This is a genomic window from Corynebacterium casei LMG S-19264 (genome assembly GCF_000550785.1).
In the GTDB taxonomy this organism is placed as follows: domain Bacteria; phylum Actinomycetota; class Actinomycetes; order Mycobacteriales; family Mycobacteriaceae; genus Corynebacterium; species Corynebacterium casei.
Genome location: NZ_CP004350.1, coordinates 1996540 through 2012024, shown reverse-complemented (window position 1 = coordinate 2012024; position 15485 = coordinate 1996540). Strand labels below are relative to the sequence as shown.

At 59.1% G+C, this 15485-nt stretch carries 10 protein-coding genes, 1 tRNA gene and 1 pseudogene; 8 read left to right on the top strand and 4 right to left on the bottom strand.

Annotated elements, in window-relative coordinates; translation table 11 throughout:
* A complete protein-coding gene (locus CCASEI_RS09170) occupies positions 1-651 on the bottom strand; it encodes a mismatch-specific DNA-glycosylase (protein ID WP_025387784.1) in 651 nt (216 codons plus the stop codon).
* A gap of 261 nt (positions 652-912) precedes the next feature.
* Here CCASEI_RS09170 and CCASEI_RS15470 point away from each other — a divergent pair, with 261 nt between their 5' ends.
* Positions 913-1779 carry a PRC and DUF2382 domain-containing protein gene (locus tag CCASEI_RS15470; RefSeq protein WP_025387783.1) on the top strand — a complete coding sequence of 289 codons (867 nt, stop codon included), beginning with the start codon at positions 913-915 and terminating at the stop codon, positions 1777-1779.
* Between the two features lie 340 nt (positions 1780-2119).
* Here the strand turns inward: CCASEI_RS15470 and CCASEI_RS09155 are convergent, their stop codons facing one another.
* Positions 2120-3490, bottom strand: a complete 1371-nt coding sequence (locus CCASEI_RS09155) for a dicarboxylate/amino acid:cation symporter (protein WP_006822867.1) — start codon at positions 3488-3490, stop codon at positions 2120-2122.
* Between the two features lie 200 nt (positions 3491-3690).
* Between CCASEI_RS09155 and CCASEI_RS09150 the strand changes: the two genes are divergently transcribed.
* The 4 genes and pseudogenes from CCASEI_RS09150 to nrfD all read left to right on the top strand — a co-directional run bounded on the left by CCASEI_RS09150 (position 3691) and on the right by nrfD (position 10117).
* Positions 3691-4386, top strand: a complete 696-nt coding sequence (locus tag CCASEI_RS09150) for a PIG-L deacetylase family protein (RefSeq protein WP_025387781.1) — start codon at positions 3691-3693, stop codon at positions 4384-4386.
* Positions 4387-4484: 98 nt separating this feature from the next.
* Positions 4485-7661, top strand: a pseudogene (gene fdnG / locus CCASEI_RS09140) (formate dehydrogenase-N subunit alpha); the annotation flags it as partial.
* 260 nt (positions 7662-7921) lie between these two features.
* Positions 7922-9007 carry a 4Fe-4S dicluster domain-containing protein gene (locus CCASEI_RS09135; RefSeq protein ID WP_025387780.1) on the top strand — a complete coding sequence of 362 codons (1086 nt, stop codon included), beginning with the start codon at positions 7922-7924 and terminating at the stop codon, positions 9005-9007.
* Positions 9008-10117, top strand: coding sequence for an NrfD/PsrC family molybdoenzyme membrane anchor subunit (gene nrfD / locus CCASEI_RS09130; protein ID WP_025387779.1), 1110 nt, complete (start codon positions 9008-9010; stop codon positions 10115-10117).
* A 258-nt stretch (positions 10118-10375) separates the two neighbouring features.
* On the opposite strand, the gene selD is transcribed toward nrfD, so the two are convergent.
* Positions 10376-11377: a selenide, water dikinase SelD gene (gene selD, locus CCASEI_RS09125; protein WP_025387778.1), complete on the bottom strand. Its 1002-nt coding sequence runs from the start codon at positions 11375-11377 to the stop codon at positions 10376-10378.
* A gap of 27 nt (positions 11378-11404) precedes the next feature.
* Between selD and CCASEI_RS09120 the strand changes: the two genes are divergently transcribed.
* The 3 genes from CCASEI_RS09120 to selB all read left to right on the top strand — a co-directional run bounded on the left by CCASEI_RS09120 (position 11405) and on the right by selB (position 14605).
* A tRNA-Sec gene (locus CCASEI_RS09120) sits at positions 11405-11499 on the top strand.
* A 19-nt stretch (positions 11500-11518) separates the two neighbouring features.
* Positions 11519-12826 carry an L-seryl-tRNA(Sec) selenium transferase gene (gene selA, locus CCASEI_RS09115; protein ID WP_025387777.1) on the top strand — a complete coding sequence of 436 codons (1308 nt, stop codon included), beginning with the start codon at positions 11519-11521 and terminating at the stop codon, positions 12824-12826.
* Complete coding sequence (gene selB, locus CCASEI_RS09110) at positions 12827-14605, top strand: selenocysteine-specific translation elongation factor (protein ID WP_006822874.1); 1779 nt, start codon at positions 12827-12829, stop codon at positions 14603-14605.
* On the opposite strand, the gene CCASEI_RS09105 is transcribed toward selB, so the two are convergent.
* Positions 14602-15480, bottom strand: a complete 879-nt coding sequence (locus tag CCASEI_RS09105) for a hypothetical protein (RefSeq protein ID WP_006822875.1) — start codon at positions 15478-15480, stop codon at positions 14602-14604. The genes selB and CCASEI_RS09105 overlap by 4 nt on opposite strands.
* Positions 15481-15485 lie beyond the last annotated feature (5 nt).

Sequence of the window (15485 nt, the reverse complement as noted above, 5' to 3'; positions counted from 1 at the left end):
CTAGTGTGCTTCGGGCTCCGTGGCATTCCACACCGCAGCCCACTTGGCGCCCAGCGAATCGATATTCTCGTGCGCATTAATGCCGCTGGGCTGCGGAACTACCCACAACTGCACATCGCGCGGCCACCCGGCTGGAACCTCCACCAGCGCCGGATCCTGCAAACCCAACTTCGCCTTGCGCAGACCAAACGCATCCCGATAAGCCGTAATTCCCGTAACCGCCACCGCTTCCGGGCGCAGTCGGGAAACCATCTTCACGATCCGAGCCGCACCCTCACGTAGCTGCTCCTTCGTGAGCTCACTCGCCCGCGCGGTGGCCAGCTCTGACACAAAATTGGTCAGCCCAATACGCTTGTCCGCAAACTCTTGAAGGGCGGAGTCGGGAAGACCCGCGGAGGCATCGACAAGCTGGCTCATAATTCCGCCACGCTGCAGCGATGGCCAAAACCTATTTGCTGGATGCGCAAACGGCGCATTGACCGCCGCCGTCCACGGAGTTGGATTTACCCCCACAATCAGCATGCGCAAACGCTGCGTCTCATCCGCTGCCGGAACGATGTCATCCACCGGTGCCAGGCGAAACTGCTCCAAATCTTGCTTGCTCGGCTTGACACCATTCATGGGCGAGGGACGACGCTGCGCAAACTTCATACCCGCCATTGTGCACCCAACTACCGCGCGTGCCAAACATCAATGCCATCTTTACCAACTTGTAATTGCAGTTCTGTACAGGCGCTTTGCTGCTTTTCGATGCGCAAACCGGCAAACATTTCGGCACAAGCCAAAGAATTTGCTTAGCCTGGATTCTAGCGCTCCGATGATAGGAATTAATGCCCTAGCAGGGTCGATGGGGAGTGCGACAGCGAAAGAAGAAACAATCTACCTCACATCGAGGAAAGGATAGTCTTTTCAATGTCTAAGAATGTTCAAGACCTGCTCTCCGCAACCGCATACGACAACAACGGCGACAAGCTTGGCGATGTCAACGAAGTCTTCGTCGACGACGACTCCGGCCAGCCAACCTTCGTGGACGTCAACCACGGCCTTTTCGGCATGGGCAACTCGCTTGTGCCACTGCGTGGCCATTCCATCGACGGCAACAATCTGACCCTTGCCTTCCCCAAGGACCGCATTAAAGACGCCCCCGATTTCGATACTGACAAGCCACTAACCCCAGACCAGCAGACCGAAATCTACGATCACTACGGCATTTCCGGCGCCTCCCACGTGGAGGGCTACACCGGCGGCGAGCGCCCAGGAACCACCACCGACACTGATACTTATAGTCACGGTGACGCTGGTGCCACTGACACTGATGCGGGCGCGGGTGTTGCCGGCGCAGGTGCTGCTGGTGCGGGCGTGGCAGGAGCCGGTGTTGCTGGCGCTGCCGCCAACAATCCAGATTTCTCATCCGATAATGAGCGCCCACATCCAGACTTCTCCGATAATGTTCGCGAGTACGATGCCGGTGCTTCCTCCACCCACACCACCGACATCCCTGGCAACACTGCCGCCGAGACCGCAGCGGTAGGTTCCACCGAGGTCACCGAAAACGCGGGCACAACCGACACTTCAGAAGTGGCCAGCACACAGTCCGGCGTCCCCGCTGGCGAGACCCGCCTGCGCAAGTACGTTGTTACTGAGACTCAGACTGTTGAAGTACCAGTAACCCACGAAGAAATCCGCGTCGAGCAGGTTCCAAATTCCGAAGAAGACGACCTCCAAGCAAACACTGGTGGGGTCGACGACGACGGCGTCGAAGGCCTTAACCAGAAGTAGCCGCCCGACGAGGAAGCGCCCGCGCTTCTAAAAGCTTTTCTGTAGTGCTCCGTGTTCTCACGGGGCACTTTCCTTTTTTCTTTTTGCTTTTCAACGCTTTCCTTGACATACAGATCCCTCACTCCAAGCTGCGCCCGCGGTCACCGCATACCTCCTTGAAATGGCCGCGTCCCCTTCGCGCTCACCGAAGTCCTGCGCCTGGCGAGTTGGCTTTCCCCGGTGAGCGCGAAGCGCACATCGGGCGGGACGAGGCGCGGGAAGGGGCAGCGGAGAAGGTAGCAAAAAGCGGCCCGCACCGAGAAAATCAGGTGCGGGCCGCGGAAGTACGGGTCAGTAAGCGTTAAGCCTTGACCTCAGCGTCTTCCTTCTTGTGGGAAGGGGAGACGGCTGCTTCGATGCCTTTGGCGCCAGCGTCCCAAACATCCTGGTCCAGGATCTTTGCGCGCTTAGCCACGATGGTCGCAGCCAGGGACTGGCCGGTGACGTTGACTGCGGTGCGGCCCATGTCGATGATTGGCTCGACGGCGAGCAGCAGGCCAACGCCAGCCAGTGGCAGACCCAGGGTGGACAGGGTCAGGGTCAGCATGACGGTTGCGCCGGTGGTGCCTGCGGTTGCGGCGGAGCCGATGACGGAGACGAAGATGATCAGCAGGTAGTGGGTCAGCGTCAGGTCGATGTCGTAGAACTGTGCAACGAAGATTGCGGCGATAGCAGGGTAGATGGAGGCACAGCCGTCCATCTTGGTGGTCGCGCCCAGTGGGATGGCAAAGGATGCGTATTCGCCTGGTACGCCCATGTAGCGTTCGGTGACGCGTTGGGTGACTGGCATGACGCCCATGGAGGAGCGGGTAACAAAGCCGAGGGAGAATACTGGCCAGACGCGCTTGTAGAACTCGATGGTGTTGATGCCGTTGAACTTCATTACTGCTGGGTAGACAACTGCGAGTACCAGTGCGAGGCCGACGTAGATGGCGAGCACGAACTTGCCCAAGGAGCCGAGCGCATCCCAGCCGTAGGTTGCAACAGCCTTACCGATGAGCGCGGCGGTACCGATTGGTGCCAGGCGGATGATCCACCACAGGATGACCTGGATGACCTTGAGGAAGGATTCGGTAAAGCGCAGGAATGGGTCGGCAGCTTCGCCGGCCTTAACCGCAGCGATACCGATGGCCAGGGAGATAACCAGTAGCTGCAGGGCAGCAAAAGACAAAGAGACGCCATCGTCGCTTGTCGATGCAGACAGGCCGATAAAGTTATCCGGCACGATTGATTGGATAAACCCAGTCCAGGAACCAACGCGGGATGGATCGGCGGCAGATGATGGATCGACCGTGGAGTTAACACCGGGGCGCATAATAAGCGCGACCGCGATACCCACGAGGACGGACAGGAATGCAGTAATCGCGAACCACACCAGCGTGGATACCGCGAGCGCTGCCGCGTTGGCAACCTTGCGCAGGTTTGCCACGGAAGTGACAACCGCTGCGAAGATCAGCGGCGGAACCATCACGCGCAGCAGCTGCACGTAGGCGTTGCCGACACCGCTAAGCAAGTCCGAGAGCCACTGCAAGCTCATGCCGGATGCGATGAAACCTAAAATCAGACCAATAATCAGGCCGGCGAAGACTTGGGCGCCGAATCCGGTCGCCCACTTGGGCAGGCCGAAGCGCTTGTTATTGGTTGCTTCCGAGCGAGTTGAAGTATCAGACATGCTCAGTACCTTTCGTAAGTTTCTAGACTGCCTTGTTTGATCGAAATAGACAGACCAGTTTATTTGACCGCTTCACTTTAGCTTTAAATTCATAACAGCACAACGTCATGTGTTGCACGGAACATTCCAACAGGTGAGAGGGGAGAGGGGGCATCGGCAAGCAAAGCGTAAAGCCGCAACCTTTAGCATGATGGACGGGTATGGAACGTGAGCTGCTGAAACCTGAAGAAATCGAACGCGTGCTGGTAGTTGTTGCTCACCCTGATGATGCTGAGTATGGTCTGTCCGTGGCTGTCAACAACTTCACCGCCGCGGGCAAGGAAGTTGGATACTTGTTGCTGACTGCCGGCGAAGCTGGTATTTGCGACATGGAGCCAGCAAAGACTAAAACCTTGCGTGCCGATGAACAACGCTCCGCCTGCGCGGAAGTCGGCGTCGAGCATCTGACCATCCTGAATTTTCCCGACGGTGAGATGGAATATGGCCTGGAGGTGCGAAAAGCTGTGGCGAAAGAAATCCGTGAGTTCAAACCTGACACCGTGGCCGTTATCAACTTTGAATTCAGGGCAAGCTGGGGCATCAACCACATTGACCACCGCATCACCGGCGAAGCTGTGGTGGATGCCATCCGCGATACTGACAATCCCTGGACCCACCGCGACCTGAGCGAGCAACCTTGGAAAGCGGACCGGCTCCTAATTTCGGGGAGTGCCAACCCCACCCACCGCCTGCTGGTGTCTGAGGATGATATCCAAGCCGGCGTGCGCTCCCCAGAGCAGCACAAGGTCTACCTTGAAGCGCTACCGGACCACCCCAAACCAGCTGATTTCATCCCCGCCATGGTGGAAGGCGAAGGCGCGGAGAAGTACCTGAGCTTGCAGGTTGTCAACATGTGATACGGCCACGTCGGGGCTAGTTTTCCGTGTTACATCTTTCGGACCATATGTGCGTATTTAACGTGTAAAAAATACTTTCATGCGGTACTCTTAGGGCTATGTCAAAGTTGAGTCCGCTGAATTGGCCCGTTGTGCGCCAGATGCAGCGCGGCGACTTGTTTGGCCGGGATAAATCCACCCAATCCTCCAAGTCCCGTGACATGCACGGACGTACTGTTGAGGCCGACAAAGTAGTCCAGTCGGTCTGCCCCTACTGCGCTGTGGGTTGTTCCCAGCGCGTCTATGTCAAAGACGACCGAGTTGTCCATATTGAAGGCGATCCGGACTCTCCAGTATCCCGTGGCCGTTTGTGCCCGAAGGGTGCAGCATCCGAGCAGCTGGTGAACTCAGCGACTCGCCTGACCAAGATTAAATACCGAGCTCCTCACGCCACCGAGTGGGAAGAGCTCGATGTTGAAACCGCAATGGATATGATTGCGGACCGCTTTATTGAGTCCCGCCGCAACCAATGGCAGGACTTTGATGATGAAGGCCGAGTTCTCAACCGCACCATGGGTGTGGCAGGACTGGGCGGCGCGACCTTGGATAATGAGGAAAACTACATTATCAAGAAGCTGTTTACCGCAGCTGGCGCAGTCCAGGTTGAGAATCAGGCCCGCATATGACACTCCGCCACGGTTCCCAGTTTGGGATCCTCGTTTGGCCGCGGTGGCGCAACTCAGCCACTGCAGGATATGGCGAATGCTGACTGCATTCTGATTCAAGGCTCCAACATGGCCGAGTGCCACCCAGTGGGTTTCCAGTGGGTTGTTGAAGCCAAGAAGCGTGGTGCCCGCGTAATCCACGTCGACCCGCGCTACACGCGTACCTCGGCGTTCGCGAACCGTCACGTTGCTATTCGCGGTGGTACCGACGTGGTGCTGCTGGGCGCATTGATCAAGTACATGATTGACAATGACCTGTACTTCCACGACTACGTGGTTAATTACACGAATGCTGCGTCGATCATTTCTCCGGACTTCCTAGACACCGAAGACCTCGATGGTCTGTTCTCTGGCTACAACCCAGAGACCGGCAAGTACGTGACTGACTCGTGGCAGTATGTGCAAAAGCCAGAGGGTGCTTCCTGGAATGTAGAGCGTGATGAGACGCTGCAGGACCCGAACACGGTCTTCCAGATTCTCAAGCGCCACTACTCGCGCTACACCCCAGAAGTAGTGGAGGAAACCTGCGGTATTTCCCAGGATGACTTCTACTATCTCGCGGAGTCGATCGCGCAGAATTCCAATCCGGAGCGCACCACAGTCTTTGCCTACGCACTTGGATTCACTCAGCACACGCTCGGTGCACAGTTCATCCGCACTGCCGCGATTTTGCAGCTGCTGATGGGCAACGTCGGACGTCCGGGCTCGGGCATCATGGCGCTGCGTGGACACGCATCCATCCAAGGCTCGACTGATATCCCGACGCTGTTTAACAACTTGCCGGGCTACTTGCCGATGCCCCATGCAGACCACACCACCTGGAATGACTTCCTGGATGCAACGGCCAAGGCTGACCAGAAGGGCTTCTGGGGTCTGCGTGAGAATTACGCAGTGTCTTTGATGAAGTCCTACTGGGGCGACAATGCCACCGAGGACAATGACTGGGGCTGGAATTACATGCCGCGCATCAACGGCGCGCATTCCACCTATGAAACCTTGATGGGCATGCTCGACGGCATTGTCGAAGGCTATATCGTCTTCGGCCAAAACCCAGCTGTCGCGCAGTCCAACGGCGGCATGCAGCGCCGCGGCTTGGCAGCGCTGAAGTGGCTGGTTGTTCGTGACTTCCAGGAGATTGAGACGGCATCGTTCTGGTATGACTCGCCGGAGATTAAGACTGGTGAGCTCAAGACCGAGGACATCGGCACTGAGGTATTCCTCCTGCCTGCGGCAACGCACGTGGAAAAGGCTGGTACCTTTACTCAGACTCAGCGCATGCTGCAGTGGCGTTTCCAGGCCACCAATCCGCCAGGAGACGCAAAGTCTGACCTGTGGTTCTTCTACCAGTTGGGCAAGCGTATTCGCGAAAAGCTCGCGGATTCGACCGATCCTCGTGACGCGTCTTTGTTGGCTGTGACATGGGATTATGAAGAAACCGAGCATGGCGAGCCCGATCCCGAAGACGTGCTGCGCGAAATCAACGGTTACTACCTGGACGGGCCAAAGAAGGGCCAGCTGCTGCCTGGCTTTACGGAGATGAAGACAGACGGCTCCACTTCCGGTGGCTGCTGGATTTACTCTGGCGTGTTCAAAGACAATATCAACCAGTCCGCCCGCAAGGTTTCGGGCTCCTCACAAAATGAGGTTGCTCTGGAGTGGGGTTGGGCATGGCCATCGAACCGCCGGATGTTGTACAACCGTGCATCGGCGGCACCTGATGGAACGCCGTGGTCAGAGCGCAAGAAGTACATCTGGTGGGATGCTGAGGCAGGCCGCTGGACGGGCAATGACGTGCCAGACTTCCCGGTCAATCTCGATCCGTCGCATCGTGCGCCGGTCGATGCCACAGGTCCGGCCGCACTCGACGGCACGGATGCCTTCATCATGCAGGCAGATGGTCGTGGTTGGTTGTTCGCACCCAAGGGGCTTTCCGATGGTCCCCTGCCAACCCACTACGAACCGCACGAGTCGCCGGCACGCAATATTTTGTACAGCCAGCAGCAATCGCCAACGCGTCTGACCATCAAGCGCCCGGACAATATGTCTAAGCCGATGGCCGGTGAGCCTGGCTCTGAGGTTTACCCAGTGGTCTTCTCTACTTATCGTTTGACAGAAATGTACACCTCGGGTGCGATGAGCCGACGGTTGCCGTACTTGGCGGAGCTTCAACCAGATCTCTTCGTGGAGGTCGACCCAGTCTTGGCTGAAAAGCGCGGGCTGGAAAACGGCGGCTGGGCAACAATCATCTCGCCACGCGGTGTGATTGAGGCTCGCGTGCTGGTGACAGAACGCGTGGAACCAATGACCATCAACGGGGAAGATTTCCACCAAATTGGTTTGCCGTTCCACTATGGCCAGTCCAGTTCATCGCCAGTAACTGGCGATGGTGCTAATGACCTGCTTGGTCTGACCTTGGAACCGAATGTGTTCATTCAGAACTCCAAGGTTGGTGCGTGTGAAATCAAGGCGGGCCGTCGCCCACGCGGCAAGGCTCGCTTGGAGATGCTCAAGGAATACCAAAAGCGTGCTGGGGTGACACTGGATACCGGCAATGAGCTCATCAATACAGATGAGCAGCAGCTAGAAGGTACTTCCACGACCGACCTGTTCATTCCGAATAAGGTGGAAAAGGAACCGGTGGAGGCATCGGCAAGCGCACCTGGCGTCGCTTTTAAACCGGACCAAGAAGAAGAACTACGCAGAAACCTCGACGGTGACATCCACTCTGAAGGTGGGGAAGAAGGCGCCGCTGACGGATCTGCACACCACGGTTCAGCAATGGGCGAAGTCCCAGATTCTGAATCGGATTAAGGCAAGGAAGGCGAAGACTAATGGCGGCGTCGACGAACCAGCTGACCGAAAGCACTCACGCGCACGGCTATGACGATTATCAACGCATGGCCTTTTTTACCGATACCTCGGTATGCATCGGCTGCAAGGCCTGCGAAGTTGCCTGCAAGGAGTGGAATCGCAACCCGGTGGAAGGCTACAACCTGACCGGCAATTCCTACGACAACACCGGTGCGCTCGGTGCGAATACCTGGCGCCACGTGGCGTTTATTGAGCAGGACAATGAGCGCATCACTAAAGCACGTGAGGAAGGCGCCAAGCTAGTCTCCCTGGGCATGCCGACGATTGGCACTTCGCCTGCCGATGCCTCAGCTCCCGCCGCGCCCGCCGACACCACCCCTCCTGACACCGATACCTTCCGCTGGCTGATGTCTTCCGATGTCTGCAAACACTGCACCAATGCTGGCTGCCTCGATGTCTGCCCAACCGGTGCTTTGTTCCGCACTGAGTTTGGCACCGTCGTAGTTCAAGATGATGTCTGCAACGGCTGCGGCACCTGTGTTGCCGGCTGTCCTTTTGGCGTTATTGAGCGCCGCGAGGACGGCGGCGTGTCTTTGAAGGCCAACCACGTGGAAGCGCAAGAAGTGCCTGAACATGCTGGTATTAACGTGTTCAAGAAGCTTAAGCAGCTGCGCCCGCAAGGCCCCGACCACACTCCCGGTGAAACCATGCCGATCAAGAATCTTGGCGTGGCTCAAAAATGCACCATGTGTTACGACCGCCTGAAAATGGGCGAGCAGCCAGCCTGTTCCAAGACCTGCCCGACTGATTCTATCCAGTTCGGTACCTATGAAAACATGCTGTCTGCCGCGCAAGAGCGCGTGGCGGAGCTGCACCGCCAAGGCCAAACCGAGGCGCGCCTTTATGGCGCCAACGGTGAAGACGGCGTCGGTGGCACTGGCTCCATCTTCTTGCTTCTCGATTCCCCAGAGGTCTATGGCCTTCCACCTGACCCACGCGTTCCCACCGCGGACCTGCCGGCGATGGCGAAGACCTTTGCCAAGGCTGTTGGAGCCATGGGCGTTGCGGTTGCGGCCTCGTTCCTAGTTGGTAGAGGAGGGAAGTAAATGCCAGATTTTGACGAATACCGCCCACCCGGATCTGAACGTCGCTACCGTGGCGGAAAGAAGAAAAAGGGGAACGGACCGCGCAAAAAGCGTGGCGCTGGCGCACAGGACGGCTCGCGCGAAGAGCGCATGGCCATGGACTTTGAGTTCGCCAACTACTACGGCCAGCCCGTGGTTAAGGCTCCACCATGGGAGTGGCCGATTGGCGTGTACTTCTGGCTCGGCGGCATCGGCGGCGGCTCTGCTCTGCTCGCCGCGGGTGCGCAGGCAACCTCGAACAAACCGCTGCTGCGCGCAACGCGTCTGACCTCAATCATCGCTGCTGGTCTCGGCTCCGGATTCCTCATTTTGGACCTCGGCCGTCCTGAGCGTTTCTACAACATGTTCCGCGTGTTCAAGGCTTCGTCGCCGATGAACATGGGCTCGTGGCTGCTGGGCGGATTCTCCGGCGCAGCCGCTGTAGCTGCCGCATCTGAGGCAGCTGAGATGACCAAAAATGTCGTCCCGCTGCCAAACGTTGTCCACCGCGTGCTGCACACAGCTGCTGGTCCCGCCGGCATTGTTTCCGCAGTTCTCGGCGGCCCTTTGGCTGGCTACACCGCAGTTCTGATCGCCGATACCTCCAATCCCACCTGGAACGGCGCCAAGAAACACTTGCCCTACGTATTCGTGGCTTCTGCATCCTTGGCCTCTGGCGGTACCGCCATGATCACTACGCCATTCGAGCACGCCGGCCCTGCCCGCGCGCTCGCCCTGACCGGCGTCGCAGCTGACCTCGCGATGGTCCGCGTCATGGAAGACAACATGGAACCCGAGCACGTCAAGCACCTCAAAGAGGGCAAGCCCGGCAAACTCATGAAGGCTTCTGAATACCTCGCTATCGCCGGCGGCGTCGGCACCGCGCTCGCGTCCGTGACCAAGTCCCGCGCGGTTTCTGTCTTTGCCGGGGGATGCCTTGCCGCAGCTTCGCTGTGCACCCGTCTCGGTGTTCTCGGAGGCGGACTCGAATCCGCCAAAGACCCCGAAGCGACCATCGGCCCGCAAAAGCGTCGCGCCGAAGCGCGCCTGCGCGAATCCGGCCTGACCAATTCAGTGATCACCACAAAGTAGGGCATCGGCAAGCACCTGCTTCTGCCCGCTGTCCCATCCGCCCACTGTCCAGCCCCGCGTCCCCTTCGCGCTCACCAGAGTCCTTCTTCTCCCGAGGGCCCTGCCTCCGGTGAGCGCGAAGGGGACACGGTGCGGAAGGAGCGAGGCGGGCGGGGTAAGAGCAGAGAAAGAAAGCCCCGCGGGATAAACCCGCGAGGCTTGCAGAAGATTGAAAAGGCTAAAAGCAGCGCGCCCGGTGGGGAGCGTGGTGCCAGGGGACTAATTGATGGTGATGTAGGCCCCGGAATCAGGACCGGAAGGTCGGGAGATGGTGCGGCCGATGACTGGATAACCTGGGACTTCGCCGACTACAAGCAGGCCGCCGGAGGTTTGGGCGTCGGCGAGGAAGATCAGGTCCTCCTCGGTAAGGGAAGAGTTGGTGACGTCTAGGTGTTCGCGGACCCAGTCGAGGTTGCGGCGGGAGCCGCCGGGGACGAAGCCATCGGCAAGAGCTTGCTTGGCGCCGGGGATTTCTGGGACGTCGGCGAAGTTGATTTCGGCGTTGATGCCGGATGCGCGGCACATCTTGTACAGGTGGCCGAGCAGCCCGAAGCCGGTGATGTCGGTGGCGGCCTTGTGGCCCGCGGCAACCGCGGCCTTGGAAGCTTCGCGGTTAAGTGTGGTCATGGATTCGACGGCCTCAGCGGAGACTTCGCCGGTGGCCTTGTGCTTGTTGTTAAAAATGCCGACGCCGATGCCCTTGGTCAGCGTCAGGGGAAGGCCGGCTTCCGCGGAATCGTTGCGCATAAGCTTGTCGGGGCTGGCAATTCCGGTAACAGACATGCCGTAAATAGGCTCCGGCGCGGTAATGGAGTGCCCGCCGGTGACAGAAATACCGGCTTCGTTGCACACGTCCATGCCGCCGCGCAGCACATCGCGCAGCACATCGAGGCCAAGCAAATCCACTGGCCAACCAACAAGGTTGATGGCGGTGATGGGGTCGCCGCCCATGGCGTAGACATCGGAAAGCGCATTTGCGGCGGCCACCCGCCCCCAGTCATAGGGGTCGTCGAGCATCGGCGTGAAAAAGTCCGCCGTGGAAATCACTGCGGTGTCGCCGTTGATGCGAATGGCGGAGGCGTCATCACCGTCTTCTAATCCAACAATGACGTTGGGGTCATCGTTGCCAATAAGCCCGGCAATTGCGGACTCAAGCTGACCTGCAGGAATCTTGCATGCGCAGCCGCCGCCGGCCGCGAAAGAGGTAAGTTTTGGTGTCATATTCCCCAACCTACTACTTTGAGTAGTGGAGGCGTACGTGTCCTGGTGGGCGCCCCGGTCTTCAAAACCGGTGAGGCCAAGTAGCTTGGTCTGGCAGGTTCGATTCCTGTCCGTCTCCGCCACCTGCGCAAAGGAGCTTTAATGACTGACCTGCGGCGTTTCATTCCGCGCGCTGATGAGATTTTGGCCTCGCCGGCGGTGGAGGTTGCCCGCCGTTATATGGCGGAGCACATTATTCGCACGCGGATTAATAAAGTTCTTGCCCAGGCACGGGCGGGAGATATCGCACCGCAGGCAGTGATGGATGAGGTCGCAGCAGTGCTCGCCGATGCTACCCCGTATTCACTTCACCGCGTCCTCAACGCCACGGGCGTGATTATTCATACCAATATTGGACGTGCGCCTTTGCCGCCGGAAGCGATTGACGCGCTGGTAGCAGCGGCTGGATATACGGATGTGGAGCTGGATTTAGCCTCGGGTCTGCGGTCAAAGAACCGCGGGCGCGCAGTAATTGAAGCGCTGCTTGCAGCGTGTCCGGGAGCCGAGGATGCGCTGGTTGTTAACAATGGTGCTGCCGCATTGTTGCTGGCCACCGCCGCGTTGGCGCCGGAGCGGGAAGTCATTATCTCTCGCGGGGAGCTCATTGAGATTGGCGCCGGATTTCGCCTGCCGGAGCTGATTGAGTCCACCTCGGTGCGCTTGAAGGAGATTGGCGCAACCAATCGCACGCACCTGGCGGACTATGAGGACGCTATTAGTGACAAGACTGGTGCGATTTTGAAGGTGCATCCGTCGAACTTCCGGATTGAAGGTTTCACTGCAGCGGTAGGCATTGATCCGTTGCGCCAGCTTGCCGATGCCCACGGAATCTCTCTCATCGTCGACCTCGGCTCCGGGCTCTTGCAACCAGACAAATCAGTGCCGGAGGAACCAGACCTGCAGGCGCAATTGGCCGCTGGCGCGGATATTGTTATCGCATCCGGCGATAAGCTGCTGGGCGGCCCGCAGGCCGGTATCATTCTGGGGACAAAAGAAGCGATTGCAAAGGTGAAGAAGCATCCGTTGGCGCGTGCGGTTCGTATCGATAAGCTGCGGCTCAACGCGCTAGAAGCAAGCATTAACGCGCCCAGCAACGCTGTGCAGGACGCCCTGCACCTGGACTCAGATACGCACCTGGAGCGCACCCGTGCTGTTGCAGCCGCCGTAGGGGGAGACGTGATTGAGCACCCAGGCCGCGTCGGCGGGGGCGGTGCGCCGGAGTACCCGCTGCCAGGTTTTGCTGTGGCACTGGATGAATCCCTGGCTGCGGCATTGCGCGCAGGAACCCCGGCGGTGCTGCCACGCGTGCACCAAGGCCAGTGCCTGGTTGATGTGCGCTGCATTCCGGCGAGCGAGGATGAGACGTTGATTGCGGCCATCCGTGCCGCGCAGGAAAGTCTGGCGGAGTAGATGTACGTATATGCGACCTCTGGCCACGTTGATCACGGTAAATCCACTCTGGTCAATGCGCTGACCACTATGGACCCTGACCGCTGGGCAGAAGAAAAGCGCCGCGGGCTCACCATCGACTTGGGTTTTGCTTGGACCACCCTTGAATCCGGCGTAAATGTCGCCTTCGTGGACGTGCCCGGGCATGAGCGTTTCATTGCGAACACGCTCGCTGGCCTGGGCCCCGCGCCAGCGGTCCTGCTGGTCATTGCCGCTGATGAAGGCTGGAAGGAACAGACCACGGAGCATCTTGAGGCCATCGATGCCCTGGGAATCTCCCGCGGCATCATCGTGCTCACGCGCATGGACAATGGCCAGCGCATCACCGCGCCGGAGGTGTGGGAGAAAGTCCGGGGCACGTCGCTTGCCGATGCCCCCATCATGGCCGTTTCCGCCCACACCGGCGAAGGTATAGAAGAGCTGCGCGCGGCACTCGATGCTGTATTGCCCTCAGATTTGGAGCTCGCCGAAGCCGCTGAACAGCCGGTGCGGATGTGGATCGATAGAGCGTTTTCCGTCAAAGGCGCCGGCACGGTAGTTACCGGTACGTGGGCTGTGGGGCGTGTGAAAGTAGGCGATAGACTGCGTATCCTCACAGAAACCGGAACACACGAAGTGACTGTGCGCGGTCTGCACAGCGAAAACTCCGCGGTCGAAGAAGCAGCGCCGGTGATGCGACTGGCTGTGAATCTGCGCGGTATTGATGCAGACAGTATTTCGCGCGGGGACGTGCTCACCGCCGCGGATAGCACCTGGTGGCGGCCAGAAATCTTAGACGTTCGCCGCCGCACCGGGACACAGCTGGACAATGTGCCCAAAGAACTCAACCTGCACGTGGGCACAGCTTCCGTACCTGTACACGTACGCCCGCTGGGAGCGGAGCACGCGCGGCTGATCGTGCAAGGCGCGACGCTGCCGCTGCGCATCGGTGACAGACTCGCGCTGCGTGGGCCAGGCTTGGACAAGCTCGCAGGCCTTGAAGTGGTGGACATGGATCCACCATCTATTCGTCGCCGCGGCGCACCAACTGAGCGCGCGAAGGAGCTGAGCTCCCACCACCCACGCGATGCCGGAGCTTATGTCGCCCGCCGGGATGCAATTCACAAGACGGAGCTCGCATCAGCAGGTTTTGATACCGGCAACAAGCCAACCTCAGTCATTGAATATCAGGGCTGGTGGGTCAACGCCGCAGCCATTGGACGCTGGACCAAACAGCTACGCGAGATGTTCGATACATACATGGCGCGCAATTCGCTTGCCGATGCCCTCCCACTCGCCACCGCACTCACCAACCTCGCGCTACCAGCAGATGCCCTGCTCGCTATCCCGCTGACTGGCGCGAAGCTCAAACGCGATGGTGCATTCATTCGCGATCCTAAGGCTGCACCACGCGACCTTGGTCCCGCCGAGAAATCCGTGGCACAGCTCGAAACACAACTGGCAGCAGCGCCGTTCGCAGCACCCGATGCCGATACTCTCAAAGACTTGCGCCTGGGCACCAGCGAGCTGGCCGCGGCAGAGCGCGCCGGGCGGCTGCTGCGCATTGACTCCATCGTGTTGCTTCCCAGCGCCCCGCACAAGGCTGCTGATATTCTGGCGCAGCTGCCGGGAGAATTCACGCTCTCCGAGGCTCGACAAGCACTCGACACCACTCGGCGAATCGCGGTGCCGCTTTTGGAATACATGGATTCCAAAGGGCTGACCAAACGCACCAGTGAAACCACGCGCGTGGTCACCTAGTCCTCGTCCGGCTTACCCAGATCGTGCTTGCGAAATAGTGCTTCAAAAGCCTCAGTTGCTGGTTGGTCATCAAACTGCGGAGTGGTCAGGAAACGCTGCGATTTCGGTTTCGTGGCCTCGGTAGATTCTAGATACTCACTCGGGTCGAAACTGAGCATTGCATCTTCTGTGTCTTCCCCGGGAGTGGGGAGTGGGGTGGGGATGAGGGGTGCATCGAAAAGCGAAGGCAAAGACGGAACCGAGGGGGCAAAAAGATTATTAGGATCCGCCGGTAAATCCACCGCGACCATGCCGTCGGCGATGTATGCGCGGGCGGCGATGGGAGCCTGGGCAAGCAGCTGGGTGAGCAACTCGAAATCGGTAGCCTGGCCCAACAAACCCAACACCGCGTCATCAACGGTGACCACAATACTGCCGGCGACGTGGTGAAACTGCACGAAGACGCACGCGGTGCCCAACGCCTCAATCTGGGATGATTGAACATCCGAAGACATCGACGTATCCAGCCCCGCTGCCACCCCGCCCGCGAGCAAAACCGTACCTTCCGGCTGGTCATTGCGCGCGATATGCCACGGCGCCAAGCCCAAATTGACCGCAACATCATCCAAATCCACCACCGCGGTGGTCGATGCCGTCATGCCAGCTGAGCGCAACCGCTCCATATCAGGAAACTCTGCTGCCTCTTCGGCGGTGAGCCAACCTACCGTGCCAAACATGCTGCGCACCCGCCAGCCGCCCGTGCGATTATCTGCCTCCAACGTCACCGGAATCTGCGTCTGCGCCGGCAGGGCCAAGGTTGCGGACAAGCAGACATAATCCAACACCGCGAGGTGCTCAACCCCAAGATGGTGCGCGGGCAACGGATAGTCAGACATGAGAT